General features: G+C 36.3%; 26 protein-coding genes, 1 pseudogene and 1 other annotated feature (1 of these 28 cut by a window edge). Of the genes and pseudogenes, 16 read left to right on the top strand and 11 right to left on the bottom strand.

The annotated features are described in order from the left end of the window. Positions 1-223, top strand: a binding site (T-box leader); it begins 7 nt to the left of the window's first position. A gap of 48 nt (positions 224-271) precedes the next feature. Further along, complete coding sequence (locus M9426_RS04535) at positions 272-1,423, top strand: YkvI family membrane protein (protein WP_250342612.1); 1,152 nt, start codon at positions 272-274, stop codon at positions 1,421-1,423. Positions 1,424-1,439: 16 nt separating this feature from the next. Then, positions 1,440-2,531, top strand: a complete 1,092-nt coding sequence (locus M9426_RS04530; RefSeq protein ID WP_250342611.1) for an iron-containing alcohol dehydrogenase family protein — start codon at positions 1,440-1,442, stop codon at positions 2,529-2,531. A gap of 82 nt (positions 2,532-2,613) precedes the next feature. Here the strand turns inward: M9426_RS04530 and M9426_RS04525 are convergent, their stop codons facing one another. Genes M9426_RS04525 through M9426_RS04515 form a run of 3 tightly spaced genes read right to left on the bottom strand, consistent with a single transcriptional unit; the run spans position 2,614 to position 4,682 of the window. Then, a complete protein-coding gene (locus tag M9426_RS04525; RefSeq protein WP_250342610.1) occupies positions 2,614-3,618 on the bottom strand; it encodes a DUF4234 domain-containing protein in 1,005 nt (334 codons plus the stop codon). Next, a complete protein-coding gene (locus tag M9426_RS04520) occupies positions 3,615-4,271 on the bottom strand; it encodes a zinc ribbon domain-containing protein (RefSeq protein ID WP_250342609.1) in 657 nt (218 codons plus the stop codon). Before M9426_RS04520 ends, M9426_RS04525 begins: the two co-directional genes overlap by 4 nt. A 3-nt stretch (positions 4,272-4,274) precedes the next feature. Continuing rightward, a complete protein-coding gene (locus M9426_RS04515; protein ID WP_005955180.1) occupies positions 4,275-4,682 on the bottom strand; it encodes a DUF2752 domain-containing protein in 408 nt (135 codons plus the stop codon). Positions 4,683-4,854: 172 nt separating this feature from the next. On the opposite strand from M9426_RS04515, the gene M9426_RS04510 reads away from it, so the two are divergent. Together M9426_RS04510 and M9426_RS04505 are read left to right on the top strand one after the other, a co-directional pair. Beyond that, positions 4,855-6,099: an L-cysteine desulfidase family protein gene (locus M9426_RS04510; RefSeq protein WP_250342608.1), complete on the top strand. Its 1,245-nt coding sequence runs from the start codon at positions 4,855-4,857 to the stop codon at positions 6,097-6,099. A 54-nt stretch (positions 6,100-6,153) separates the two neighbouring features. After that, positions 6,154-6,432, top strand: coding sequence for a hypothetical protein (locus tag M9426_RS04505; protein ID WP_250342607.1), 279 nt, complete (start codon positions 6,154-6,156; stop codon positions 6,430-6,432). Positions 6,433-6,502: 70 nt separating this feature from the next. On the opposite strand, the gene M9426_RS04500 is transcribed toward M9426_RS04505, so the two are convergent. Next, entirely contained in the window at positions 6,503-7,936 is a 1,434-nt protein-coding gene (locus M9426_RS04500; RefSeq protein WP_250342606.1) for a TraB/GumN family protein, read from the bottom strand. Continuing rightward, positions 7,937-9,016 carry a pyridoxal phosphate-dependent aminotransferase gene (locus M9426_RS04495; RefSeq protein ID WP_250342605.1) on the bottom strand — a complete coding sequence of 360 codons (1,080 nt, stop codon included), beginning with the start codon at positions 9,014-9,016 and terminating at the stop codon, positions 7,937-7,939. It lies immediately after the preceding gene. Between the two features lie 87 nt (positions 9,017-9,103). On the opposite strand from M9426_RS04495, the gene M9426_RS04490 reads away from it, so the two are divergent. From M9426_RS04490 to M9426_RS04465, 6 genes are all read left to right on the top strand, one after another. Beyond that, positions 9,104-10,102 (top strand): threonine aldolase family protein, encoded by a 999-nt coding sequence (locus M9426_RS04490; protein ID WP_250342604.1) that lies wholly within the window; start codon positions 9,104-9,106, stop codon positions 10,100-10,102. A gap of 8 nt (positions 10,103-10,110) precedes the next feature. Further along, on the top strand, positions 10,111-10,746 hold the full coding sequence (locus M9426_RS04485) for a hemerythrin domain-containing protein (RefSeq protein ID WP_250342603.1): 636 nt from the start codon (positions 10,111-10,113) through the stop codon (positions 10,744-10,746). A gap of 209 nt (positions 10,747-10,955) precedes the next feature. Further along, complete coding sequence (locus M9426_RS04480) at positions 10,956-11,999, top strand: Fic family protein (protein ID WP_250342602.1); 1,044 nt, start codon at positions 10,956-10,958, stop codon at positions 11,997-11,999. Between the two features lie 210 nt (positions 12,000-12,209). Next, on the top strand, positions 12,210-14,963 hold the full coding sequence (locus M9426_RS04475; protein ID WP_250342601.1) for a heavy metal translocating P-type ATPase: 2,754 nt from the start codon (positions 12,210-12,212) through the stop codon (positions 14,961-14,963). Beyond that, positions 14,960-15,229, top strand: coding sequence for a metal-sensing transcriptional repressor (locus M9426_RS04470; RefSeq protein ID WP_005955077.1), 270 nt, complete (start codon positions 14,960-14,962; stop codon positions 15,227-15,229). The genes M9426_RS04475 and M9426_RS04470 overlap by 4 nt, the downstream gene beginning before the upstream one ends. Positions 15,230-15,235: 6 nt before the next feature. Next, the gene (locus tag M9426_RS04465) at positions 15,236-15,697 is read left to right on the top strand and encodes a hypothetical protein (protein ID WP_250342600.1); all 462 of its coding nucleotides are present in this window, start codon (positions 15,236-15,238) and stop codon (positions 15,695-15,697) included. A gap of 49 nt (positions 15,698-15,746) precedes the next feature. On the opposite strand, the gene M9426_RS04460 is transcribed toward M9426_RS04465, so the two are convergent. Then, on the bottom strand, positions 15,747-17,147 hold the full coding sequence (locus M9426_RS04460) for a phospholipase D family protein (RefSeq protein WP_250342599.1): 1,401 nt from the start codon (positions 17,145-17,147) through the stop codon (positions 15,747-15,749). 20 nt (positions 17,148-17,167) lie between these two features. Continuing rightward, positions 17,168-17,584, bottom strand: a complete 417-nt coding sequence (locus M9426_RS04455) for a hypothetical protein (RefSeq protein ID WP_250342598.1) — start codon at positions 17,582-17,584, stop codon at positions 17,168-17,170. 107 nt (positions 17,585-17,691) lie between these two features. On the opposite strand from M9426_RS04455, the gene M9426_RS04450 reads away from it, so the two are divergent. Genes M9426_RS04450 through M9426_RS04440 form a run of 3 tightly spaced genes read left to right on the top strand, consistent with a single transcriptional unit; the run spans position 17,692 to position 19,560 of the window. Further along, positions 17,692-18,081 (top strand): GntR family transcriptional regulator, encoded by a 390-nt coding sequence (locus M9426_RS04450; protein WP_250342597.1) that lies wholly within the window; start codon positions 17,692-17,694, stop codon positions 18,079-18,081. Continuing rightward, positions 18,071-18,913, top strand: a complete 843-nt coding sequence (locus M9426_RS04445) for an ABC transporter ATP-binding protein (protein ID WP_250342596.1) — start codon at positions 18,071-18,073, stop codon at positions 18,911-18,913. The genes M9426_RS04450 and M9426_RS04445 overlap by 11 nt, the downstream gene beginning before the upstream one ends. Next, complete coding sequence (locus M9426_RS04440) at positions 18,910-19,560, top strand: ABC-2 transporter permease (protein ID WP_250342595.1); 651 nt, start codon at positions 18,910-18,912, stop codon at positions 19,558-19,560. The genes M9426_RS04445 and M9426_RS04440 overlap by 4 nt, the downstream gene beginning before the upstream one ends. A gap of 50 nt (positions 19,561-19,610) precedes the next feature. Here M9426_RS04440 and M9426_RS04435 read toward each other — a convergent pair whose 3' ends face one another. Continuing rightward, positions 19,611-21,455 (bottom strand): ABC transporter ATP-binding protein, encoded by a 1,845-nt coding sequence (locus M9426_RS04435; protein WP_250342594.1) that lies wholly within the window; start codon positions 21,453-21,455, stop codon positions 19,611-19,613. After that, a complete protein-coding gene (locus M9426_RS04430; protein ID WP_250342593.1) occupies positions 21,442-23,178 on the bottom strand; it encodes an ABC transporter ATP-binding protein in 1,737 nt (578 codons plus the stop codon). Before M9426_RS04430 ends, M9426_RS04435 begins: the two co-directional genes overlap by 14 nt. Before the next feature lie 163 nt (positions 23,179-23,341). Here M9426_RS04430 and M9426_RS04425 point away from each other — a divergent pair, with 163 nt between their 5' ends. Both M9426_RS04425 and M9426_RS04420 read left to right on the top strand, forming a co-directional pair. Then, on the top strand, positions 23,342-23,581 hold the full coding sequence (locus M9426_RS04425) for a CDIF630_02480 family spore surface protein (protein WP_005955059.1): 240 nt from the start codon (positions 23,342-23,344) through the stop codon (positions 23,579-23,581). A gap of 53 nt (positions 23,582-23,634) precedes the next feature. Then, positions 23,635-24,186 carry a phosphatase PAP2 family protein gene (locus M9426_RS04420; protein ID WP_250342592.1) on the top strand — a complete coding sequence of 184 codons (552 nt, stop codon included), beginning with the start codon at positions 23,635-23,637 and terminating at the stop codon, positions 24,184-24,186. Here the strand turns inward: M9426_RS04420 and M9426_RS04415 are convergent. Then, positions 24,160-24,597 (bottom strand): nucleoside deaminase, encoded by a 438-nt coding sequence (locus M9426_RS04415; RefSeq protein ID WP_100069175.1) that lies wholly within the window; start codon positions 24,595-24,597, stop codon positions 24,160-24,162. The genes M9426_RS04420 and M9426_RS04415 overlap by 27 nt on opposite strands. A 252-nt stretch (positions 24,598-24,849) precedes the next feature. On the opposite strand from M9426_RS04415, the gene M9426_RS04410 reads away from it, so the two are divergent. Further along, positions 24,850-25,728 carry a DegV family protein gene (locus M9426_RS04410; RefSeq protein WP_250342591.1) on the top strand — a complete coding sequence of 293 codons (879 nt, stop codon included), beginning with the start codon at positions 24,850-24,852 and terminating at the stop codon, positions 25,726-25,728. 143 nt (positions 25,729-25,871) lie between these two features. Here M9426_RS04410 and M9426_RS09345 read toward each other — a convergent pair. Further along, positions 25,872-26,204, bottom strand: a pseudogene (locus tag M9426_RS09345) (class I SAM-dependent methyltransferase); the annotation flags it as partial. Positions 26,205-26,382: the final 178 nt, after the last annotated feature.

Below are 26,382 nucleotides of genomic sequence, written 5' to 3'. Positions count from 1 at the left end.
TTTTGAAGTGGAAAAGTAGGTAGAGAAATTTTTTACAGAGAATTGCCATTAGCTGAGAGGCAAATTAAGGAATTTACTGAACACTAGCCACGGAACAGGAAGGCTGAACAGAAATAAGTAGGTTTTTTCGGGGTCTCCCGTTACAGAGAAGTTCATTATTGGATAAGTGCATCATTAAGATGAATTAGAGTGGTACCGCGAGTTTATTAACCTCGTCTCTTTGTATATAAAGAGACGGGGTTTTTTTATTAGGTGCCCAAGGAGGAAAAAAATGAAAAAGAAGTTAGTAAGAATGTCGCCTGCTATGTCAATAGCATTTGTACTTTTTGCATCACACGCTGGTGGTGGTTTTGCAACAGGTAACCAAGCAAATACATACTTTGTAAAGCTTGGTTGGTCTGGACTTGTGTCAGCTGTGGTTGCAATGGTCCTTTTGACTTGGACCCTTAAAGAAGCAATTGTAATGTACAACTCAAGAGGTTTAAAGTCCTACAAGGAACTTTTTGAAACCCTCTACCATCCCTTTGACAAGTTGGAACTTGTTTTTGAAGGATTTTACTACATCATGGTAGTGATGGTAATAGCAAGTACAATATCAGGATCTGCTTCAGCCCTAAAGGAATTTTTTAATTTCAACTACGGCTTGTCAGTCCTGGGGGTTAGTGTATTAACTCTTATGCTAGCAATATTTGGCGAAAGACTTGTAAGAAATGTGGGAACACTAATGGGAATGGTGATCCTTGTTACTTCAGTTTTAATCTATCTAGTTGGATCTTTTAAGGGAGACCTAGTAGGAGTTTTAACAAGTAACTTTTCAAAGACAGGTTTTTCAAACCTAGACAAGGCGATATTTAACGGATTTATCTATGCAGGATTTCAATGTGTGCAAATACCTTCCATGATTTCCTGTTCAAGAGTTTTAAATAGTGAGAGAGAAGTTTCAAAATCAATGAAACTATCTTGCCTAATAAACTCCTTGGCACTGGGACTTTCAGTTCTTATGCTCTTGGTTTGGAGAGGTTACTACACAGGCCTAGAAGGAGGAGAAGTTATACCAACCCTTACATCTACAAATGCCATGGGCTTTAAGTGGATGACTGCATTTTATGTGATATCCCTTGTACTTTGCCTATTGTCTTCTGGAGTTTCAATAATCTTTGGCTTTGTTTCAAGATTTGAAAATTCAAAGGCCCTAAGAAAAGTTGAATCCCTAGAACTTAGAAGATTTGGACTTGCAGTGGGAATACTTGTCCTATCAATGGCAATATCAATGGCAGGTCTTACAAATATAATAAAATACGGCTACGGTTATTGTGGCTATATAGCAATATTATTTATAGTCCTTCCTTTTACAACAGTAGGATATTACAAAAATAAAAAGTATTTACAACCAGAAGTTAGAAGAGAATTTGTATTAGATTAATCAGAGGAGAAAAAAGATGAGAACAGTTAAGATGACAAATTACAGCGTATCACAAAGGGGATATGAAGGACTAGGCAAGTTAGTAGAAGAATACGGATTCAAAAAAGTTGTCCTAGTTGGAGGCAAGAGAGCCCTTGGGGCAGTTTCACAAAAAATTAGAGATGGCTTAAAGGGTTCAAGCGTAGAAGTCCTTGGCGAATTCGTTTATGGACATGAATGTACCCTAAACAACATCAATGCCCTAATGGAAAAGGAAGAAGTCCAAAAGGCAGATGTAATTTTTGCAGTAGGAGGAGGAAAGGCACTAGACACAGGAAAAGTTCTAGCAGGTTTTTTAAATAAACCTTCCATGTCCTTCCCAACAATTTGCTCCAACTGTGCAGGGGGTACTGCCATTGCAGTAGTTTATAATGATGACGAATCCTTCCTAAGATATGAATTAATCCCAGCACCAGTTCACATGTTTGTTGAAGTTGAAACAATTGCTGAAGCGCCAGAAAAATACTTCTGGGCAGGCATTGGCGATGGACTTAGCAAACAGCCAGAAGTTCTCTTTGCGACAAAGGGACTAGAAGACCTAGACTTTGTGGCTAACATGGGAGTTAGCATTGCCAAGACTTGCCAAGAGCCCTTCCTAAAATATGGCGAAGAAGGACTTAAGGACGTAAGAGAAAACAAGGCATCAAAGGCAGTTGAAGAAGTTGCAACAGATATCCTAGTTAACACTGGCTATGTATCAAACTTAACAAATGGAGATAAGTATTATTACAACTCATCTCTTGCTCATGTATTTTACAATGTATCAACATCAGTAAAAAGAGAGGGAGAATACCTTCACGGAGTCCTAGTATCCTATGGAGTTTTAGTCCTTCATGCCTACGACAAAAACTATGAAGAGTTTGAAAAACTTGCAAGATTTAACAAGAAGTTAGGTCTACCAGTAACCCTTGAAGAAATTGGCTTAACAAGGGATGACGTAAGAGAAATGGCAAAGAAAGTTTATGAAACAACAGAATGGCAAAAATCAGAAAAAGCTCTAAGTGAAGAAAAATTTGTAGAAGCAGCCTTCTACGCGGATGATTTTGGAAAAAAATTATTAGCAGAATAATAATTTTTAAAAATTGAAAAAGATGATGAAAAAAGACCTAGATTATGTGAAGTCTAGGTCTAATTTTTTATTAACTTATAAATTAATTTGCATTTGCGTATTCCATATTGTAAGCCCTACAAATTGCATTTAAATTCTTAAAGAACAAGTACCAAGCGAAGAAGAAACCAATTCCACAAAGCAAGGAACCAACTATCATCCATAGCAAAAAACTTCCGCCATTATCAGGAATATTTCTTCCATATCTTGGGGCATTTGCTTGGGTCCTATTCATAAAATTAAATTCCCAGAATAGACAATAGATGCCACAAGTTAGGATTCCAAAGAAAAAGAATTTTAAAAGTCCACTTGTCTCTTCTCCATCTCCAGCACAGACAATATTTACACTTTCAGCTGCCTTGTATATCAAGTAATAGTGATAAAATCCGCAAGTTATAAAGGATAGTAGTACATATAATGGAAAAGACCAGTCGTCTTTTACATAGCCCCTAAAGGGAGCTGGACCAAGATTTCCTCCATAATTATTGTAAGCATTGTAGGAGCCTGCATTATTATAGTTGTTTGAATTATTATAATTGTTGTTATAGTTGCTATTATTGTTGTTATAAGTATTTTGATTTTTATAACTTTCAAACTTTTGAGCCTTTTTGGCTTCAGATTTTTCTTGGAAATCACTCTTGCTCTTGTCAAATATTGAAATAAAAACATTAATAGAGTCGTTAAGTTCTCTTTTTAAAAATTCTACATTAGAAATATTTGAAAAATAATTATCGGGATAAATTCTTTCCTTGCTGTTTCCAATAAAATAAATAAGACCTATAACTACAAGTGCAACAATAACTAGGTAAAAATTACCATAGAAGCCCCCGTAATAGAAAATCTTGGAAATTATGAATAAAAATACATTTGTAATTAATAAAAATATACCTGAAATTAAAAGGCCGTTAAATAATTCCTTGTTCCTGCCAGTGTTCCAATTTTTAAAAATTGAAAAGAGGGAGAAGGTCATAAAAACCAAGGATATAGCCATGCCTCCTAGGAAGGGTAGACTAAATAAAAAATATAAAAAATTTGAAAATCCCATCATAATAAACCTCCTATAAATGAGAAGAAAAATCCAAAGAAAGCAAGGATTGTTGTTACAGAGGCAATGCCTGTTACAATCATAAAGACTAGAGCAATTATTTTTACAGGACTTAAGCCTGCCTCTCCATTATAATTTTCTTTTTTATTATAAGTGAAGTCTTCTTTATAAGGTTTTTCTTCCTTTACTCTTTGTTTTTGTGAAGAATTTTCTTTTAAATCTTCACTTGGTCTTATTATCTCCTTATGAACTTCAAGCTTTGGAGGATTCTTATCCTCTTCTCTATCTAAGATCTCTGGAACTTTTACAGTTTCATCAAGAGGGGCATCTAAGATTTTTGGAGCCTCAACTATTTCTACTTTTTCTACTTTTTCTTCCTTAAATAAGTCTTCTTTTTGCGATTCTCTTGAAAGACTCAAGTCTTCCTTAATCTCTTCAGCAATTTCTTCTTTAACTTTCTCGCTTTCAGAAGGCTTTTCTTCAAATTCCTCAGGTACTAGGTCCATGGGATCCTCATCAATTATTGGAGGCTTAAACTCCTTTAAATTTTCCTTTTTGGCCTCAAGTTTGTCGGGATCTACTGGGACAGGAGCACCGCATTGGTCGCAGAACTTCATATGCTCGTCTAGCCTGTTGCCACACTTAATACAAAACATAAGTCACCTCATCAATTCTTTCAAAAAATTAAAAATCTTGTAGAAGATGGATTCATAGGGTCTAAAAACAACGATGGTGTCATTTGGGTCCATCATCCTAAAAACATAAACAATTAAAAACACAAGAACAAAGAAAATCTCTAGTCCTCTTAAAAATTTTTTTGAGAACTTGTCCCTAAATATATAAATAATAAGTCCAAGGGCTGGGAGAACAAATAGGGGATGATAATAATAGGCAGACTTGAAGTCCAATCTTAGGAGACTAAGATAGGCCCTAGTCATACCACAACCTGGGCAAGACACTCCAGTTATAAATTTAATTGGGCAAGTTATGCCAAAAACTTGTAAAATTCCATATATAAGAATTACCAGTATTATAAAAACAAGTAAGCTATTTTTATTTCTCTTCACTGCGATATTTCCTTTGTATAAAATGTTTTCCTAATTGATATTATACACAAATAAAATTATAAAATCTATTTCTTAGTATTATAGGTAAAAATTTAAAAGTATATATTTAATAATAGGAAAAGCTTATTTCATTTTGTTATAATGAATATAGAGAAAAAATAAGGAGATTTTTATGGACTATAATAAATATTTAAGGGAAAAAATGGTGCCAGCCTTTGGCTGTACTGAGCCCATAGCCTTGGCTTTTGCAGCAAGTCGTGCAAGATTCATCCTAGGAGAAGACCCAGAGAGAATCACAGCCAGGTTATCGGGCAATATTATAAAAAATGTAAATAGCGTTAAGGTACCAGGTACTGATGGGAGAAAGGGGATTGAAATTTCTCTTGCAGCTGGAGCCTTCTTAGGGGATTATACAAAAAAACTTGAAGTCTTATCTGATGTAGACAAGTCAAAGCTTGAATACTTAGACGATTTAATAAAAAAAGGACTATGCGACATAGAACTTCTTCATGAGAAGAAGGGTCTTTACATTGACGTATCCATGGAAAAGGGAGAAAAAACTTCTCGAGTAGTGATCAAGGACTTCCACACAAATATTATTTTTGAAAGTCTAAATGATGAAATTCTTTTTGAAAAGAAGGAAGAAGAGCTTGAGGAAGAAGATAAGATTGACCTATCTTTTGACAAGATTTATGATTTTGCAAAAAATGGAAATTATGATGACATTATTGATGTCTTGGACAAGGAAATTGAGTACAACTACGCCATTGCCAAGGAGGGAATCGAAAATCCTTGGGGAGCAAATATTGGCAAGATGGTCCTTGAAGAAGCAGGAGACAAGTATTCTGAAAAGCTTGTGGCTTACGCAGCTGCAGGGTCAGATGCCCGTATGTCTGGCTGTGAAAAGCCTGTTGTCATCAACTCTGGATCAGGCAACCAAGGTATTACAGTTTCTGTCCCAATAATTATTTATGCCAAAGACCACGACATTCCAAAAGACAAACTTTATAGGGCACTAATCTTTGCTAACCTAATTGGTCTTTATATAAAGGAAGGAATCGGCGAACTTTCAGCCTACTGCGGAGTTGTGTCTGCAGGCTGTGCTTCAGTTTGTGGTCTTGCCTTTATGAAAGATGAGGACAGGAATATAGTCAAGGCAACTTTAACCAATGCTCTTGCAACAAACTCTGGCCTAATTTGTGACGGAGCCAAAGAATCCTGTGCCATAAAAATTGCATCAAGCTTAAAGATGGGATTCTTGGCATATAAACAAGCCAAGGAGGGCAACTCTTTTAAGGCAGGCGACGGAATCGTCAAGGGCGACATAGACGAGATGATAAAAACTGTGGGCCACATTGCCATGGAAGGCATGAGGGAGACAGACGAAGTTATCTTGAGAGAAATGATAGGCAAATAAATTTTTATAAGATAATAAAAACTTATTTTCTTGTAAAGAAGGGATGACTAGGTTATGGCTACTGCCATTGATAATTTTTTAATGGAAATAGAAGAAGATTTAAAAAACTTTAGAAATGGTGATGCAGTTAGAAGTACAGGAAGAGCCGAGAATTTTCTTTTGGATCATGCTGATGAGATTGAAAAAGAAAGTGAGGAAATTTTCGATCTTGCTTTTGATGTTCAAACAGAATTTGCTGAACTAGAGTCAGGTGCAGATAATAGAAAAAGACTTGCTGAGATAAGAAGGCTCTATAAAAATATAAAAAGTATCCAAGAATCACTTGAAGATTAAGATTAAATTTTATAAAAATTCACATAAAAAGACGAAGTCTCATGACCTCGTCTTATTTTTTAGAAATTTTTTATTTTTCAATTACTTCATAGCCCATATTTTTCAAAATTCCTGTCACAGAATTTTCTGGTACAAGGTGGGCTGATCCAACTAGGATGAAGTAGGTGTTTTTGCCATCTTTCTTTAACATGGCGTCAATTTTTTGAGCCATCTTCTTGTCCCTTTCACTTAAGAGGGCCTCGTTAAACTTTTCTGAAGCTTCATCGCCAGGCCTTGAAAGGATTTTTTTCATCTTGTCCCTGTCGCCAGCTGACCAAGCAAGGAGCATCTTGTCCACTCCCTCATTTATATTCTTGTAGCCATTTCGCTCAATCTCGCTAGTCACAGACTCAATCATCTTTATATAGGCATCTTGGTCAAAATTTGCAAGGAGATTTGCTTGAAACTCCATGGACTCAAGCTCTCCAATTTCAATTTTATTTAAGAGACTCATGGCAACAAAGTAGGATTCAACTCCAAAGGAAGTCTTAGGAGCATCAAGCCTTGGGTCAAGAGATAGGGTGTTGTAAACTGCCCATGGCTTAAGCTTAATTAGCTTGTCTTCAGTTAAGCCAAAGCCCTTGAAGATTCTTAGGACTCTTGCGTAGAGTTCATCGCCTAGGTCATCTTTTAGGTTTTTTCCATCCTTGTAATAGAGTTTTTCTTCCATCTTCTTAGCTTCTTTTTTGTTTGTAGTGTCAATTTCCATAAAGAGCTTGTCGGAAGACTTTAGGGCATTTAAAATTTCCTCATCAATAGGATAAATCCAGTCTCTGCCCACGTGGATAGATCCCAGCATGTAAATTTTATTTCCCTTGTTGTTAACTTCATAGAAGAAGCCCTTAGAAGTCTTGCCTGCATCTTGGAGGACCTTATTAACAGCCCTCTTGTAGAGGCAAATCATCTCCTGGAAGGGGATTTTTTCCTTTAAGTATTTTTCGTCAGCTGAGCCCAAGAATATTTTAGAATCTCTCAGGTCCTTTATATCAAAGGTATTTTTGTTTAAAAGTTTTGAAATTGAATTTAAGACTTCAAGGCGACTTAAGTCCTTGAAGGCAAAGTCTCCACCAGTTTTTAGTCCACTTTTTTCAAGTTTATCTTTAGAAAGCTTGTAAGTTTCTCTTGCATCTTCAAGAGCCACAGCTTTTCTAAAGTCCCTTCCTTCATAAAAGCTCTTGGCAGGTAGGATTCCCATGAATTGGGCATCGCTAAGGTCCCTTACAGCCCATGCTGAGTAGGAAGGCGATGGATTTTTCTTGGAATCAGATTTTGATTTGACCTCGTGGGCCTCCTCAATTTTTTTGTCCAAGGTATTTTGTGGGTTTTTATCTTCTGCATTTGCCTTAACTTCTTCCACCTTTATCTCAACCACTTGAGGCGCAAGCTTCTCATCAGCTGCAAGGGTTGGACTTATTAAAAGTGGTATAAGACCAAGGCTTAAAAGTAGATTTTTTATTTTTTTCATTTATTTCACCTCTTGGTAAATTTCCCTTAGGTTTTCTATTAGTCTTTCATTGGAATCATCATCTAAGATGCAAAATCTAAAATAAGATTTATCTAAATTTTTAAAAGTTTCGCAGTTTCTTACAACAAGGCCCTTTTTCATGAGTTTATCACGAAGGATCCTTGCGTCAGGTCCACTTAAAATCTTTACCAAAACAAAGTTGCCATAGGACTCGAAGGCCCTTAGGTCTTTAATATCTGTAAGTTCTTTATAAAGACCTTCCCTGCGAGTCCTTATAAAGTCGTGGACTTCTCTCATATAGGCCTCATCAGAGAACATGACCTTGCCGCAGATTTCTGCCACAGAATTTATTTGCCAGAGGACTTCCTTGTCCTTAAAAAACTTCAAAAGTCCATGATTTGATGTGAGTCCATAGCCAAGTCTTATGCCAGGAAGGGCAAAGAACTTAGAAGTCCCCCTCACGACGATTAACTTGTCGTAGGACTTTGTCAAAGATGATGAGGAGAAAGTAGCCATGTCTGTGAACTCAATATAAGTTTCGTCCACCAAGACTTTTGCAGCAGTTTCCTTTAAAATTCTTTCAATTTCAGATCTTTTTAAAATTGTTCCAGTAGGGTTGTTGGGATTTGCAAAAATTAAAAACTCAACATCTTTTTCATTTATAGTTTTTATAAGCTCATCAAGATTTATCTTAAAATCATTTTTTTCTTCTAAATTGTATTCGATTATGTAGGAAGAAATTTTCCTTAATTCCCTCTCATACTCAGAGTAACAAGGCGATAAGATCATAGAAGTTTTTGGGGCAAAATAGTGAATTGCATCCTTTAAAATTTCTGTAGACCCAAGTCCAAGTACAATATTTTTATCATCACAAGATGCGTAAGAAGATATAGCTCTTCTTAAGTCCACGTAGTCCACGTCGGGATAAGTTGAAAGTAAATTTAGGTTTTCTTTAAGACTTTCAAGAGCCCTCTTAGATGGTCCCAGTGGATTTATATTGGAAGAAAAATCCCTAATATCTTCAATTTTTATGCCTTCGACCTTTGCAATTTCAAAAACATTTGCGCCGTGACTGTTCATTATAACACCTCATCTCCTATTGTACCCTATTTGGTAAAATTTTACATATATTATATAATAAGGGGTAATAAGAGGGTGGGGTGGCTTATGAATAATTTTAGAAATGACTACAGTGATTTTGGATCCAAAGAAATCTATCAAGAGATAGAGAGGATTTTTGATAAAAAGCTTTCTGGCTATGGGACTGATGAAATTTCCAAGGAAGCTAAAGATTTAATTTTAAGAGAAATTGAAAGAGAAGCAGACATTGAGTTTGTGTCTGGAGGGACTGCTACAAATATTTTGGCAACGACCTTTGGTCTAAGACCCTATGAGGCAGTTTTATCTGCATCGACTGGCCACATAACCCACCACGAGACTGGGTCTATCGAAGCCACAGGACACAAGGTTGTGACGCTAGAGACATCTGATGGCAAGTTAAGGGCTGATGAAATTAGACAAATTATCGATGGCCAGCCAGGAGAAATTGATGTAAAGATAAAAGTTGTCTACATTTCTCAAACTACTGAAGTGGGAACAGTTTATACAATAGATGAGATTAAAGAAATTTATGAAGTCTGCCAGGAAAAAAACTTGTATCTTTATATTGATGGGGCAAGAATTGCCCACGCCATGGCTGCAAATTCTAGTAGCTTATCTGACTACGCCAAGTATTCTCACATCTTTTCCCTTGGTGGAACAAAAAATGGGGCAATCTTTGGTGAAGCCCTAGTGATTTTAGATGAAAACTTGAAAAAAGATTTTAGGTATTACTTGAAACAAAGGGGAGCCATGATGGCAAAGTCCTTCTTAATTGGCTTGTCCTTCAAGGTTTTATTCCAAGATGGACTTTATTATGAAAATGCCAAGAGGGCCTATGACAAGTCAAGAATGCTTGTTGAAGGTCTAAAGGACCTGGGAAGGGACCCAGTCTTTTCTGAATCCAACCAAGTTTTTATAAAATCTAGCCCAGAAGAAATTGAAAAATTGAAAAAAGAAAATATTTTTGAAATAGAAAATGCCAAGGAGTCTATTATTAGACTTGTGACAAATTACAGGACAAGTGAAGAGGAAGTAAGAGGATTTTTAAATTCTATAAATAATTAGGAGGAATTATGTTAGAAAGAAATATGACAGTTGAAGCTGCAGTAATGGAAAACCCAAAAGTCTTAAAGGAAATCCAAAAGCTTGGAGGAGAATACGACTTTATAGCTATGGAAAGCCTTGAAGAAGCCCTAAAGTCTCTAGGAGAAAACTATGACCTATTTATCAAAAAAGTTGAAGGTCAAGCTGACTTCAAGGACATGGACAGGGTTAGGGAGATGTCTAAGGAAGAATTAATCAACTACATTGTAGAAGAAATTCATCCACAAGAACTTGCTACAACAGAAAAAATTGACGAAATCTTTAGGGGAGCAATTAAAAAATATTACAGGGAAAGAGGAGAGCAACTTTTTGTAATATATGAAGTCCTCCTTCTTATCAAGGCAGAACTCGTTTCACACTTTTCCAGCGAAGAAGAGTATGAATTCAAAGATGCCCTTGCAGGCAAGAAGGTTGACTTTGAAAACCTACTTGCAGAACACGAAAAAACTATTGGCCTCTTTGACAGGCTCAAGTACCTAACTCGTGACTACAAGATGAACGCAGAAGAGCCAGAAATCAAGGAGCTTAACAAGCTTATGGGAGAACTTGACGAGGACATGAGAAGACACATCTATATAGAAAACGAAATTCTATTTAAGATGTAAGTCTTGGGAAGTATAACATTTTAAAAAATAAATAGGAGTAGCACTGGGGAGTGTAAAAATATTTAAAAGTAAAATGGTTTAGCTTTGGCTAGACCATTTTTTATTGTTCCGATAGAGGGTTTATATTATTTCGCAGGATAAAATTTACCCATAAAAATATTTTTTTTCGCATAAAATATGGTATAATTTATGCGAAAAGAGAGGTTTTTATGCGTAAATTTGATTATAGCTTATTGAAAGAAAAAAAATGGGATGCTGAAATCTTAAATTATATTTCACAAATTAGCGAGTATAAGGGAAGGCAAGAATTATACTTAAGTCAGAAGCCGACAGTTCTCGATAATCTAGTAGAACTTGCTATTATACAGAGTACCCAAAGTTCTAATGAAATTGAGGGGATAAGAACTACTGATTCCAGAATAAAGGACTTAGTTAAGAAAAAAGTTGCTCCCAAAAATAGAGATGAAGAAGAAATACTAGGTTACAAGGAAGTTCTCTCTACAATTCATGAATCTTTCGAATATATCCCAATAAATTCAAAAATAATTTTACAACTTCATAGAGACCTCTACAAATTTTCAAATAAATCAATTGGTGGAAAATATAAAAATTCGCAAAATTATATTTCAGAAACAAAAAAAGATGGGGAGACTATAGTTAGGTTTAAGCCTCTTGACCCTTTTGAAACTCCACAAGCAATTGAAAAAATTTGCCAAGAGTACAATAGAGAAATTGACAAGGGAGAAGTAAGCCCCCTAATACTTATTCCAATTTTTATCCACGACTTCTTGTGCATTCACCCCTTCAACGATGGGAATGGAAGGATGTCAAGGCTTTTAACAACTTTGTTGTTATACAAGTTAGGGTATGTTGTAGGGAGATATATAAGTCTTGAAGAAAAAATAGAAAAAACTAAGACAAATTACTATCTTGCCCTGGAAAAAAGTGGTGTAAATTGGCATGATAATAGTGAAGATTCAACATATTTTATAAAATATATTTTGGCTATTATACTTGCTGCCTATAGAGATTTTGAAGACAGAGTAAATATTTTCGACACAAAGTTATCAGCACTTGATCAAGTTTTAAATGCTATTGATAAAAAAATTGGAAAATTTACCAAGAGTGAAATAATGGAGCTTACTCCAGAAATTAGTAAGTCCTCTGTGGAAAAATCTCTAAAAGAATTATTAGAAAAAGATATAATTGAGAGACATGGTATTGGAAAGGCAACCTATTATACAAAGAAATAATTTATATAAGAGACTTAGGATAAGATTAATATCTTGTCCTTTTTTATTTGCAAGAAATCTTATCCCGTAAAAATTATTCTTTCCCGTAAAAACAAGAAAAATTATGCGATTTTTAAATATTTTAAGAAGTCTTATCAAAAACTTGTAAAAAAATTCTCTTAGTGTTAAGATAAAAATAGAGAACACCCCTAGGGGGGTATGGGAGGTAGTATGGAAAAGAAATTTGATGTCAGGGGGATGACTTGTTCGGCCTGTGTCGCCAATGTAACCAAGGCTGTAGAAAAGCTTGATGGCGTAAGCAATGCCAACGTCAACCTCATGACCAACTCAATGAAGGTTAATTTTGATGAAAATAAAATAAATGATGAAGAAATTATAAGAGCTGTGGAAAAAATTGGCTATGGGGCAAGTCCAGCTGGTGAAAAAACAAAAAGTGAAGATAGACCAGTGGACGACAGGGAGAAGGCCCTTAAGAATAGGTTAATCTCTTCTAGCATCTTTATGCTGATCCTCATGTATATTGCCATGGGTCACATGGTCCACTTGCCAACTCCAAGCGTCTTTCATGGAAGAGAAGGTGCAGTAATTTTTGCCTTCTCGCAATTTCTCTTGGCCCTTCCAGTTGTCTATATCAACAGAGACTTTTACATCTCTGGCTTCAAGGGGCTTAAGAACAGGGCGCCCAACATGGACAGCCTTGTTGCCATTGGGTCTTTGGCAGCCCTTGTCTATGGAATCTTTGCCATTTACATGATGGCTTATGGATTTGGCCAAGGAGACATGGAGCTTGTAGATGCCTACAGGCACAATCTCTACTTTGAGTCATCAGCCATGATCTTGACCCTTATAACTGTTGGGAAATACTTGGAAGAAAAATCTAAGAACAAGACAAGGTCATCTCTTGAAAAGTTAATGGACCTTGCCCCAAAGATGGCAACAGTTATAGAAGATGGCAAGGAAGTCGTAAAAAATATTGAAGATGTAAGGGTTGGAGATATTTTACTAGTAAGGCCTGGAGAATCTGTGGCAGTTGATGGCAAGGTTATTGAAGGTGCATCGTCCCTTGATGAATCAGCAGTTACTGGAGAGTCAATCCCAGTTCAAAAGTCTGTGGGCGATAGGGTAATCTCGGCTTCAATTAACACAACAGGGTCCTTTAAGTTTCAAGCAGAAAAAGTCGGCGAGGACACAACAATATCTCAAATTATAAAGTTGGTGGACGAGGCCAACCAGTCCAAGGCTCCTATTGCAAAACTGGCAGATGAAATTGCAGGAGTTTTTGTGCCAGCAGTCCTACTTATAGCTGCTGCAACTTTTGGAGTTTGGATGGCACTTGGCTACGGATTTGAAAATGCCCTTAACTTTGCAATTTCAGTCCTAGTTATTTCTTGTCCTTGTGCCTTAGGACTTGCAACACCAGTTTCAATAATGGTGGCAACAGGCAAGTCCGCCGACTTTGGACTTCTCTTTAAGAATGCAGAAGTCTTAGAAAATCTCCACAAGATCGATGTCATTGTAATGGATAAGACTGGTACTATTACAGAAGGCAAGCCAATCTTAACAGATATTGTGACAGACCTAGACCAAGATGAATTTTTAAAAATTGCTGGGTCCCTAGAAAAAAATTCTCAACATCCACTGGCTTCTGCAATTTTAAATTATGCTGAAGAAAAAAATATAGGCTTAGAAGAAATCACTAACTTCAATTCAGTTAGTGGCAGGGGCCTAAATGGAGAAGTGGCAGGAAATAAGTATCTTGCTGGAAACCTTGAATACATGCTTGAAGAAAAAATTGACCTAAAGGACTTTAAGGCCAAGGCAGAGGACCTTGCAGGTCAAGGCAAGACTTCCATGTACTTTGCCAATGAAAATGAAGTCATGGGGATAATTTCTGTCAAGGACCTACCTAAGAAGTCATCAAGGGATGCAATTAAGCTCCTAAGAGACATGGGCAAGAAAATTATTATGCTAACTGGAGACAATGAAAAAACTGCAGAGGCAATTGCTGAGGAAATTGGAGTTGACGAGACACTTGCAGGTCTTCTTCCACAAGATAAGAACAAGGAAATCGACAAAATCCAAAAATCTGGAAAGAAAGTCCTAATGATTGGTGACGGAATCAACGATACCCCATCCCTTGCCAAGGCAGACATAGGAATGGCAATAGGTCATGGGACAGATGTGGCAATTGAATCATCTGACGTTGTCCTTATGAGGTCCGACCTCTTAGATGTTGTTTCAGCTCTTGAACTTTCCAAGGCTACAATAAAGAACATAAAGGAAAATTTATTCTGGGCCTTTTTCTACAACACAATTGGAATTCCTCTTGCTGCAGGACTCTTGTTCCCAGCCTTTGGAATTAAACTTTCCCCAATGTTTGCTGCCTTTGCCATGAGTATGTCATCGGTATTTGTTGTCAACAACGCCTTGAGGTTAAGAAGATTTAAACCAAGGGGAGTGAAAAGATCCTTGGAAGAATCAAAGTCTTCAAGGGAAAAAGAAAATGTAGATAAGCAAAAAGATTTGGAAAAAAGTGAAAAAATTACTAGAATAGAAGTAGAAGGCATGATGTGTGGCCACTGTGAAAAAAGAGTTGCTGATGCCCTAGAAAAAACTGGCAAGGCAAAAAATATTGTGGCAAGCCACGAAAACTCTTCTGTAGAATTTATGGACCAAGGTCTAAGTTCAGAAGAAATAAAAAATGCCATTGAAGATGCAGGTTATAAAATTATTAAAAATAAAGGAGAAGATAGTATGGAAAAAATTTTAAATGTTGAAGGAATGTCTTGCAAACACTGTGTAGCATCAGTAAGGAAAGCTCTTGAAGGTCTTGATGGAGTAAGAGAAGCTGACGTAAACCTTGATGACAAGAAGGCAAGGGTAGAACTTGACAAGGACCTTGCAGATGAAGTCCTTGTTAAGGCAGTTGAAGATGCTGGTTTTTCTGCAAAAATAGAAAAATGAGAGCAGACAAGGAAGTCCAACTTAGAAAATTAAAGACTGTCAGGGGACAAATTGATGGCTTGATAAAAATGGTTGAAGAGGACAGGTACTGCCTTGACGTTTCCAACCAGCTCATGGCATCAATCTCCATCCTAAAAAACATCAACAAGGATGTCCTGACAGCCCACCTAAGGGGGTGTGTCAAGGATTCCTACTCCAAGAGCCAGGAAGAAATTGACGAGAAAATCGAAGAGATTAATACAATAATAAACAAGTTGTCAAAGTAGGTTTTTATGAAATTTAAAAAATTATTTTATTTGTTTGTGATCTTAATCTTTCTCACATCTTGCAAGAAGGATGAAAGTCATGAGATAAAATTTTCCACTGGAGAAGTTTATAAATTTGAGTCTTTAAGCGTGGAAGTAATTGCAGATGAAGAAAAAATGACTACGAGAGAAATTTTTTCTTCTAAGGATAATGAAGAAAAGTTAGGAGAAATAATAAGTCTCTTGGGAAACTGTAAAGTTGTGGATCAGAGATATTCCTATGCTTCAATCCCAGGTTATAAAAGTTTATTAATCAATTTTCACAATAAAGATGAGGAAGATACAATTTATATGTACGACTCAGAAAGAGATAGAGATACCAATAAATTTCACTATTCTTTCTATGGAAAGCTTGGCAACCAAGAAGGTCCTACACTCTTATCAGATAAGGATTTAATTTCGGAGATAAAGTATATAATAGACAAATAAAAAAATCACGGTAGAAATATTTTACCGTGATTTTTTAATGCTTAAAATTTTACCAGGTGCAAAGGCCTGTCTTTTCTTGGATTTTCCAGAGGATTCTCAACAAGAATCCTTTTTCATAAAAGTCCTCAAGAGGCAAAGTGTAATCTCCGCCCTTATTATTCCAAATTCTTGCGTAGTAGTTCTTCATCTCTTTTGCCATAGGAGAATCTTTTTCCATTTCTACTGCAAGGTTTGTCTCAAGGTTAAAGTTATCCAAGTTTCTCCTTGTGTAGTTGGCTGATCCAAGTATGGTAAGGGGGTTCCTGTCCTTAAAGTCGAAGTAAATAAATTTTGTGTGGAACTGCTCGCCAGATGTTTGGTACCAGCGAATATTTATGTCAGGATAGTCTTCCTTTAATTCGCTTAGGGCAGGTCTATTGGGTGATCCATTTTTCTCAAGACCAAAGGCATCCTTGTTGAGGTCTGCGATGATTTTTACATCAACACCACGCTTTGAAGCTTCGCCTAGCTCTCTTAAAATCCTAAATTCTGAAAGATAAAAGATTCCAAGATTTATCTCGTCGCCCTTCTTTGTTTCCTTAATATTTTTTGAAATTTCATCATAAATTTTGCCTTCAGTGATGACCTTTAACTTGTAGGGAGAAGTGACTTCTTCTGCCTTGAAGTTTTCTATTACATTAGGAAGTTTGTCAAAAAATATGGACTCAGACCTTATAAGGTCCTCCATAGACTTGCCATGAAAGGCCATTGCCACGTTGGAGTGGTGGGCTGAAGGGTCGTGGGGGTTTGCCGATGCAACTAGGGCTTCCTTTTCTGAAATCAAGACCTTCCTGTGGTTGCCCTTGAAGTTGGCAAGTTTTAAAATGGACCTAATATTTACCTTGTCGGCATCCTTGTCAAAAAAGTTTTTGATCCAGCCGCCACCAGATGTCCCAAACCATTGGAGATAGGCCCTGTAAAAGCCAGAGACTAGGGCATTGGAGTCACGCATCTTATTTAAGTCAGTAACCACCACATCAATTCCATTTTCACGAAGCCTCTTTAGATTATCTTCTTCATAAGCTCCGTAAAAATTATTTATGGGGTCTGTGACAAATAAAATTGGCATGTCAGGATTTTCCTTCTTCTTTGCAATTAAGAGGTCAGTCATCTCTTCCACTTGATTTGGGAAATTCATTGTATCAGGGTACTCGTCGTTAAAGAGGAAGAAGTCCACCATTAGAAAGTCCTTGGCATTTTTAATAAGGTCCATCTCACGCTTAAAGATCCTCTTCTCGTGAAGCCTCTTTCCATCCTTTAAGTAGGTCAAGTCATATAAAAATTCGCAGTCGGCATCCATAAAGTCAGATGACAGGTTGGTGCCAGGCGGATTTTTTGTATTCAAGCTGTATATAATTGGAATAATAATAAGTAATAATACAAGTATCATAATTTTCTTTTTCTTTTTCAAAGCCTTCTCCAAAATTCAAATTAGTTTGTGGGAATCAGGTCTTGGACCCTTGTCCCAGTACTTCCATATTCTCTATCAAATTTAATATTATATTTTCCTGTGTCTGGATATCTAAGATAATAAAAAATTTCCTCACCGTTTCTCAAATTTTCATTTTTGCTCCACTCAATGCTTGGATTATGAAGAATTTTTTCTATATTTTCCCTGTCCTTCTCATTTTTTAAACTTACAATTTTTGGATATTCAAGGATTTCTATCTCAGCCTTTCCAGAACCATCGTAGCCTGTGAAGTGAAACTGAATTGTGAGAGGATCCATGTTCACATAGGCGTCAGGCTTTCGCATCTTTACATAATAAAAGCAAGTGGAAAATATTATTAAGATTGAAAAAATTATAAAAGCCACATTCTTTTTATTTCTTAAGTCCTTCTTAGCCATCAAGAGTCCCTCCTTTTCCCCTATTATATCAAAAATATTTATAAAAAATTAAAATAATTGACAAGTGTTATGGACTGTTATATAGTGTTATATAACAAGGAGGCAAAATGAAAATTATTTTAATAAATGGATCCTCAGTTCCTCTTTATGAACAGATAAAGAATGCCATAAAAGAAAATATCTTAAAAAACAAGGTTGAAGAAGGGCAACAACTTCCTTCTGTAAGGACTCTTTCCAAGGACTTAAAGGTCAGCATCTTGACAGTGAAAAAGGCCTACGACGAATTGGAAGAAGAGGGCTTTGTTGAGTCTAGGCAGGGACTTGGGACCTTTGTGGCCAGCAAGGACTCAGAGGCCAAGAGAGAAGAAATGCAAAAGGAATTGGAAAATCACTTGCAAGAAGCCATAAAATTATCAGTTGATTTAGATTTAGACAAGGAAACAATTTTAGAATTATTTGAATTTTTATACAAGGAGGGCTTGGACTATGACGAATAAAATTGAAGTTAAAAATTTGAAAAAGACCTACGAAAATTTTGTCCTAGGAGAAGAATCCTTTGAAATAAAAAAGGGATATATCACTGGATTTATTGGAAAAAATGGAATGGGAAAGACAACTACAATAAAGTCCCTCTTGTCCCTAATAAATTATGAGGGAGAAGTTTTTGTCGACGGAGAAGATTCAAGAAATCTAAATTATTTGCAAGATGTGGGAATAATCATGGACGACTCCTTCTTGTCCAAGGATTGGAAAATTTCTCTTGTAAATGATGCTATGAAGTGTGGCTACGAAAATTGGAAGGAAGAAAAGTTTTTTGACTATATTAAAAAATTTGGAATAGAAAAAGATAAAAAAGTTAAGGAACTATCTCGTGGAATGAAAATAAAGCTTATGCTTTCTATAGCCCTTTCTCACCAGGCAAATCTCTTGATTTTAGATGAGCCAACAAGTGGACTTGATCCAAGTATGAGAGATGAACTCACAGATATTTTGAAGGAATTTGTGGAAGACGAAAATAACACAGTGCTTTTTTCCACCCACATAACTGAAGACCTGGACAGGATTGCCGATTATATAATTTTTATCGACCAAGGAAAGATTGTCGAAAATTCTAGTAAAGAAGATTTTCTGGAAAAATATTTGGTTTTAAAGGGAGGGGAAGAAGATAGAGAACTTTTAAAAGATTTTGATCTTCTTGGCATAAAATCTTCAGACACTTCCTTTGAAGCCCTTGTAAAAAATATAGATATAGAAAAAATTCCAGATGAATTAATTCTTGAAAATCCAGATATAAATAAAATTTTAGTTTTATATGGGAGGAAGAAATGAAGGACATTAAAAAAATTATGAGGCTGGATTATATTTCAATTAAGCCCTATTTCACAATAAAAAATCTTTTAATAATGCTTATACTCTATTTAGTTTACTTTTTTATGACGAAAAATCCACTAATAGCAATATCAATGCCCCTATTGTTTGCCATGATGTATTCCTCTTATCCTTTTCTTGTGGGAGACGAAGCTGGTATAGATTCACTTTACAAAATTTTTGGCATAAAGGGAGATAAAGTTGTGAAAGGAAGATATGCCTTTGCCTTAATTTTATTTATAGCAGCTATAATTATAGGACTAATATTTTCAATTGTAGCATCATTTTTTGTGAAATTTGATATAAAAATTGTCCTTCCAATTGTCGGGTCTTTCTTTATAGTTTTTGTTTTTTTGATTTCTATGCAGTATCCCCTTTACTTTAAGTATGGATACAAAAAGGCAAAGACACTTTCAGCTATTAGTTTTGTGGTAATTGCTCTAATTTCTTTGTTAAGTACGACCTTCAGAGATTATTTAAAAGACCTACTTAATTTAATGACAAATAATAAATTAATAAGCCTTTTAATTATCCTATTTATAATTTTTACAATAATTTCTATTTCGATAAAGCTTTCAGAAAAATTTTATAAAAATAGAGATTTCTAAAAAAAATAAGGTGTTGGAAAAAATCCAGCACCTTTTTGTTTTGTAAAACTTTATTTGTCGAAGCCACCTGTGTAGAGTTTGTAATAAATTCCCTTTTGTTCAAGTAGGTCAGCATGATTGCCTCTTTCGACTATCTCACCATTTTCCAATACGATAATTACGTCTGAGTTCATAATTGTTGAGAGCCTGTGGGCAATTACAAAGCTTGTTCTCCCCTTCATGATTTGGTCCATGCCCTCTTGGACGATTTTTTCTGTACGAGAGTCAATTGATGATGTTGCCTCATCTAGGATCATAACTGGTGGATTGTAGATTTCAGCTCTTGCAATAGAAAGAAGCTGCATTTGTCCTTCAGATAGTTCGCCACCTGAGCCATTTATTATGGTGTCGTAGCCATCCTTTAGGTTATTGATAAAGTCATGGGCCTTGGTCCTTTTTGCTACTGCGAGGGTTTTATCCATGTCCACATCTTCCACAGAGTAATTTATATTTTCAGCAATTGTTCCTGTAAAGAGGTGGGTGTCTTGGAGGACCATGCCAAGGGATGAACGAAGGTGGTCCTTCCTAATCCTTCTAATGTCTATGCCATCAAAGGTAATTTCTCCACTGTCGATTTCATAAAACCTATTTATGAGGTTGGTAATAGTTGTCTTGCCGGCACCTGTTGCCCCAACAAAGGCAACCTTTTGACCAGGTTTTGCATAGAGATTTATATTTTTTAGGATTTTATTTTTTCCATCGTAGGAGAAGTCAACATCCTTAAAGCGAATGTCTCCCAAGAGTTCTCTGTACTCATCAGTCTTTAGGTCATGCCAATAATATTTTTCTTTTCCATCAACAACTTTTATAACTTTTTCAACTTGACCAGAGTAGTCTTCTGGCTCAACTTCAAGGAAGTCAAAAATTCTTCTGGCACCTGCTATGGCAAGGACCACAGAGTTTATGTTGCCACCAATTTGTCCCATGGGACCTGTAAGAGTCCTTGAAAGTTGTAGGAAGGAAGCCACAACTCCAACTGTTATCCCAAAGCCACCGTGGACTGCCATGAGGCCACCAATAAGGGCAAAGAGAATATATTGGAAGTTTCCAATTCCAAAAATTATTGGGAAGAGGAAGAGGCCCAGCCTGTTGGCTATCATGGTGTTTTCCATGAGTTCTTCGTTAATTAGCCTAAAGTCTTCTCTTGCAGCTTCCTCGTGGTTGAAGACCTTTACAACTCTTAGGCCGTCAATCATCTCTTCGATGTAGCCGTTAGTCTTGGCAAGAGATTTTTGCTGGTTCAAGAAGAAGTGAGAGGACTTGCCCCCAATTGTATTCATGGTAAAAATCATAAGTCCAACTGTCAAAATTATTATAAGTGACAAGAAGAAGGATTGTGAAAACATGGCGATTAGGACCATGATAATTGTCATGGCAGAGGACACAAAGGATGGGAAGGATTGGGCTATCATTTCCCCAAGGGCCCTGACATCATTTGTGTAGTAGGACATTATGTCTCCGTGACTATTTTGGTCGAAGTAGGATACAGGTAGGGCCTGCATCTTCTTAAACATAGTCTTTCTCATTTCTCCAAGAGTTGTTTCAGATATTGCAACCATTAGCCTTGAGTAGGTGAAGGAGCAGATAACTCCAATTGCCAAAAATATTCCCATCTTAATTAGCATGGATAACAAGTTAGAAAAATCCGGATTTGAACTATTTACCAAGGGCATAATGTAGTCGTCAATTAAAAACCTCATAAAAAGTGACACAGAAATTGTGGCAAGAGATGAGATTATTACCATAAGAGCAACTCCTAGGAGCTTAAACTTATGCCTTTTAAAGATAAAGGAGAATAATTTTTTTGCTGCCTCCTTGTTTTCTGGAGATGTAATTTTTGTCTTATTCTTCTGCATCAAAATCACCGTCACTTTCTTGAGTTTCGTTAATTTCTCTATAGATTGGACTCTTTTCTATGAGTTCTTCATGTCTACCAATAGATTCAATCTCTCCAAGGTCAAGGACTAGGGTGTAGTCAGTGTTCTTTAGGGACTTGATCTTTTGTGAAATCAAAATCTTTGTCATATCTGGTCTTAATTTGTTAAGAGAAGAAATTATTTTCTCTTCAGTCTTATTGTCAAGGGCAGAAGTTGAGTCGTCCATAATCAAAATCTTTGGATTCTTTAGGATTGACCTTGCAATAGAAATTCTTTGCCTTTGACCACCAGAGAAGTTAGTCCCACCCCTTTGGACCTTCATGTCCAGGTCTTTTTCAGGGTCAATGAAGTCATCACAAGAAGCAATGTAGAGGGCTTCTTTTAGTTCTTCATCAGTAAGGTCATCGCCAGCCCACTTTAGATTTTCACGTAGGGTACCTGTGAAGAGTTGGTTTTTTTGTAGGACCACAGAGACTTGGTCACGAAGGGCAGGAAGGTCATAGTCGCGAAGGTCTTCTCCTCCTACATAGACAGTCCCACTTGTGGGGTCAAAGAGCCTTGCGATGAGGCTAATAAGAGTTGACTTACCAGATCCTGTTGGGCCAATCATACCCACATAGTCGCCAGAATTTATCTTAAGATTAATATTTTTTAGGACAGACTTGTCTAGGTCGCCAGAGTAGGAGAAAAAGACATCGTCAAAGACAATTTCTCCATTCTTTACTTCCTTAATAGGGTCATCTGGGCTAACAATAGAAGGTCTAGTTGCAATAACTTCATTGATACGTCTTATGGAGTTTCTCGCAATTGTAATCTGAACGAGAATCATTGACAACATAAGAAGTGAAATTTGAATTTGAATTGCGTAAGTCACAAGACCTGTCAAGGCTCCAGTTGTCATCTTGCCAGCCACAATGAAGTGACTTCCCAACCAGGCAATTAAAATTGCCATGAGGTAGGTTGAAAAATTCATAAGTGGGTTTGCAAAGGCAAGGAGCTTGGAAGCCTTGATGTAATTATTTTGAAGGTCGTCAGAGACCTCATTAAACTTTTTGATTTCCTTACCTTCTTTTACAAAGGACTTAACCACACGGATGGCAGATAAGTTTTCTGATACATCGGTGTTAAGCCTGTCTGTAATCTTAAAAACTTTTTCAAAGATTGGATAGGCTCCCTTTATAATTAGTCCCATCCCAATGCCAATGAGGGGAATAATAATTACAAAAGTTGGAGCCAGGTCCCTTGAGAGTCTAAAGGACATGATAAAGCAAAAGATGAGGGTAAGGGGCGAACGAATTGCCATCCTTATAGTCATTTGGAAGGCCATTTGCACAGCTTGGACATCAGTTGTCATACGGGTGATAAGGGACCCCGACTTAAACTTTTCCATGTTCTCAAAGGAAAAGTCTGTTATGTTTTTAAACATAGATGCCCTCATGTTTTTGGCAAGGCCACTTGATGCCTTTGTGGCAAGATAGCCCGAGATCACTCCTGTGGCAAGGGAGATTCCTGCTGCTATAAATAAAATTATTCCGTATCTAATTATATTGCGAGAGGAATTAACCAAGATCCCCTGGTCTATTATCTTTGTCATGAAGAAGGGGATTGATGCATTCATCAAGACCTCTAGCAAAACAAAAAAAGGCGAGAGCACTGCATACTTTTTATACTCGCCTAGGTTATCGAAAACTACTTTTAACATATAACACTTCCTAATACATATTTAACATTAAACACTTACCCAAAATTTAAAAGCTAAAGCTAAATTAAAAATCTAAACTTAAAATTTTTAAGAAACTCTTATTAATTTGTAATTATTAGAAATTTGTAATACTATATAAGTATCAAACAAATGGAGGGATAACATGACAGACAATAAAAAAGAAAAAGATTTAATTGAAAACTCAAAAACTCTTTCTGATGCAAAGAAGAAAGAAATGAAAGCTAACATGGACCAACAAAAAGAAATCAAACCTGAAGATAGACCAGATTCTGACCTATATGCAAAGACTGAAGGACAAGATCCTGAAACAGGAATTGAAATTCCAACAGAAGAAGCAGTTGAAGAAGCTAAAGAATGGGTTGACAACGAAAACAGAATGTAATTTCAAGGCCTAGTCATAGGCCTTTTTTTGTAAAGACATTTATAGGAGTTTTAATGGATAGCAAATTTTTAAACTGGCTCCTTGGCATAAGGAACGAAGTCTTAAATAGGTATATGATTGCCATAACCCACCTGGGAACTGGAGGAGCAATTTGGCTTTTTACAGTTTACATCCTCTTCTACCTGGGCTTTAGGATTGAGAGCATAAATGTAATACTTGCCCTAATCTTTAACGGCATAGTTTGCAATCTTTTATTAAAAAATATTTTAAAGAGAAAGAGACCCTCTTGGATAACAAAGGTGGAACTCCTTATAAAGGATCCCACAGACTTTTCTTTTCCATCAGGTCACGCATCATCATCCTTTGCTGCAGCAGTAACAATTTACTTCTACTTCAGGGGGATGGGGATCTTCTTCCTTGTGATAGCAGCCCTAATTGCCTTTTCAAGGATCTACCACTTCGTTCACTATCCCAGCGACGTAATCATAGGGGCGATTATTGGAATACTTATCGCCCTTGCCACAAAGAACTATTACGACAAATTTTTATTAGACTTTATGCAAGTAAATCTACCCTTCTTATTTGGACCTCTTCCTAAGGTCTGAGAAAAAGCCAGTGATTAAGCTTGCACATTCTCTTTCCAAGATACCATACTCATAATTAATCCTGTGATTAGTTATGAGTTTTTCTATTTTTTGGTGAGAAACCACAGCGCCAAACCTCTTGTTGCGAGCTCCAAAATATAAATTTTTTATGCGAGCATTTAAAATTGCACCTACACACATTAGGCAGGGCTCAAGAGTGACGTAGATGTCGCAGCCTTCAAGATGATAAGAATTTAGGTGCCTTGCTGCCATAGATATTGCCATTATCTCTGCGTGGGCTGTGGGATTCTTTAAGTCCTCTTTTTTATTGTAACCATATCCAATTATTTTATTATTTTTAACAACGACACAACCAATGGGCACGTCATCTGATAAGAGAGACCTGCGACCATAGCGGAGGGCCTCTTTCATAAATTTAATTTCCATAAAATTATTATATCAAATTAAAGAAAAATTTAAGTCGCTTGTAGTTAGATTTATTCCAATAAAATAATATATGAAAAATTAAGCCTATGTTATAATATTAAAAGTAATAATATTTTCTTAAAAATAAAGATATAAAGGAAATTATATTTAAAAACTTAGCAAAAAAAGATTTAGAATATTTATTCGAAATAAAATTATTTTTGAAATATAAGAGCTGGAAACCAGCAGGAGGGACAAATGACTTTTAAAATAATATCCGACTCCTCATGTGATTTAGATAAAGAAACTTTAAAAAACTTAGACGTAAAAGTTTTGAGAATAAAGGGAACTGATGAAAAGGGAGAAGACCTTCCAGAGGACCTTACTAACAAAGAAATCTATAAGAGGATGAGAGAGGGCGCATTTTTTAAGACAAGCCAGTTAACTTATTACGACTACTTCAAAGAGTTTGAAGAATCTGCAAAGGAAGGCAAAGACATCATTGCCCTAACCCTATCTTCAGGCCTAAGTGGTACCTATCAAAATGCCTGCATGGCAAAAAGAGAAATTGAAGAAAAGTATGACATTAGAGTTGAAGTAGTGGATTCACTTGCAGCTTCAGTTGGCTTCGGACAAATTACTTACTTTGCTGGACTAGCTGCCAAAAATGGAGCGACTTATGAAGAAGTCCTAGACCTACTTAAATTTTTGGTGGAAAAAACCAAGCACATCTTCACAGTTTACGACCTAAAATATCTTTACGAGGGTGGAAGGGTTTCAAAGACCAAGGCAAAAATCTCAAGCGTCTTAAATATTCTTCCAATACTAGAAGTAGACCAAGAGGGAAAACTCTTTGTATCAGAAATGGTTCGTGGCAAGAACAAGTCCTACAAGAAGATGATGGAAATGATAGAAGAAAGAACCACATCAGATGGATCTGATACTGTCTTTCCAGTATATGCTGACGACAAAAAAGTCCTTGATCCACTTATAAAAAAATTAGAAGAGAGGGGACACCACAAGTTTCTGTCTCTTGAAATAGGACAAACTATAGCAGCCCACGTTGGACCGGACATCTTTGGCCTAGCCTATCTTTCTGAAAACATACCAGAGGAATTTAAAAAGTATTTAGATTGATTATTTTTAAAATATAAAAATAAAAAAAGACGAGGAAAATATTTAGAAATCCTCGTCTTTAAATTTTAAAATTTTATTGAATCGACATTATCCTCTCCACCTGAGGCCTTAATATCTTATTTTCCATGACATTGCAACTTTTTTTATAAAAACTCTTGGGGGACTTTTCTTCCAACCATAACACCTATAGGCGAGAAGCCTCCATATACTAATTTCATTTCAACTAGTGAAAAACCATATCCTTCAATAAAATCTTCAAAATCTTTTTTATCCCATTCCTGGTAGACCTTAAATCCTGAAAAAGCCGTGAGGGTTTTTAAAATTTGTTTTTTCATTCCCTCCTTCCACAAAAAGGTAGGAGCCAACAAAATGCCATTAGGCTTTAAGACCCTGGATATTTCTTCCATTACCTGGCCTGGATTAGGCATGATATGGAGGGCATTGGCGATTAGGACACAATCAAAACTTTCATTTTCATAAGATAGTGATGATGCATCAGCCCTTGCAAATTTAAGGTTTTTTCTTCTCCCCGCTTTTTTACTTCCCTAATCATTTGCTGGGAAAAGTCTGTTCCAAGCCAAGATTAACTATACTTAAAAAGGCTAAAGGACATTTGCCCCGACCCATAAGCAAGTTCAAGGACATCCATGTTTT

It is taken from the genome of Peptoniphilus genitalis (genome assembly GCF_023614525.1).
In the GTDB taxonomy this organism is placed as follows: Bacteria; Bacillota; Clostridia; order Tissierellales; family Peptoniphilaceae; genus Peptoniphilus_A; species Peptoniphilus_A genitalis.
This window is presented reverse-complemented; position numbering and strand designations above follow the sequence as displayed.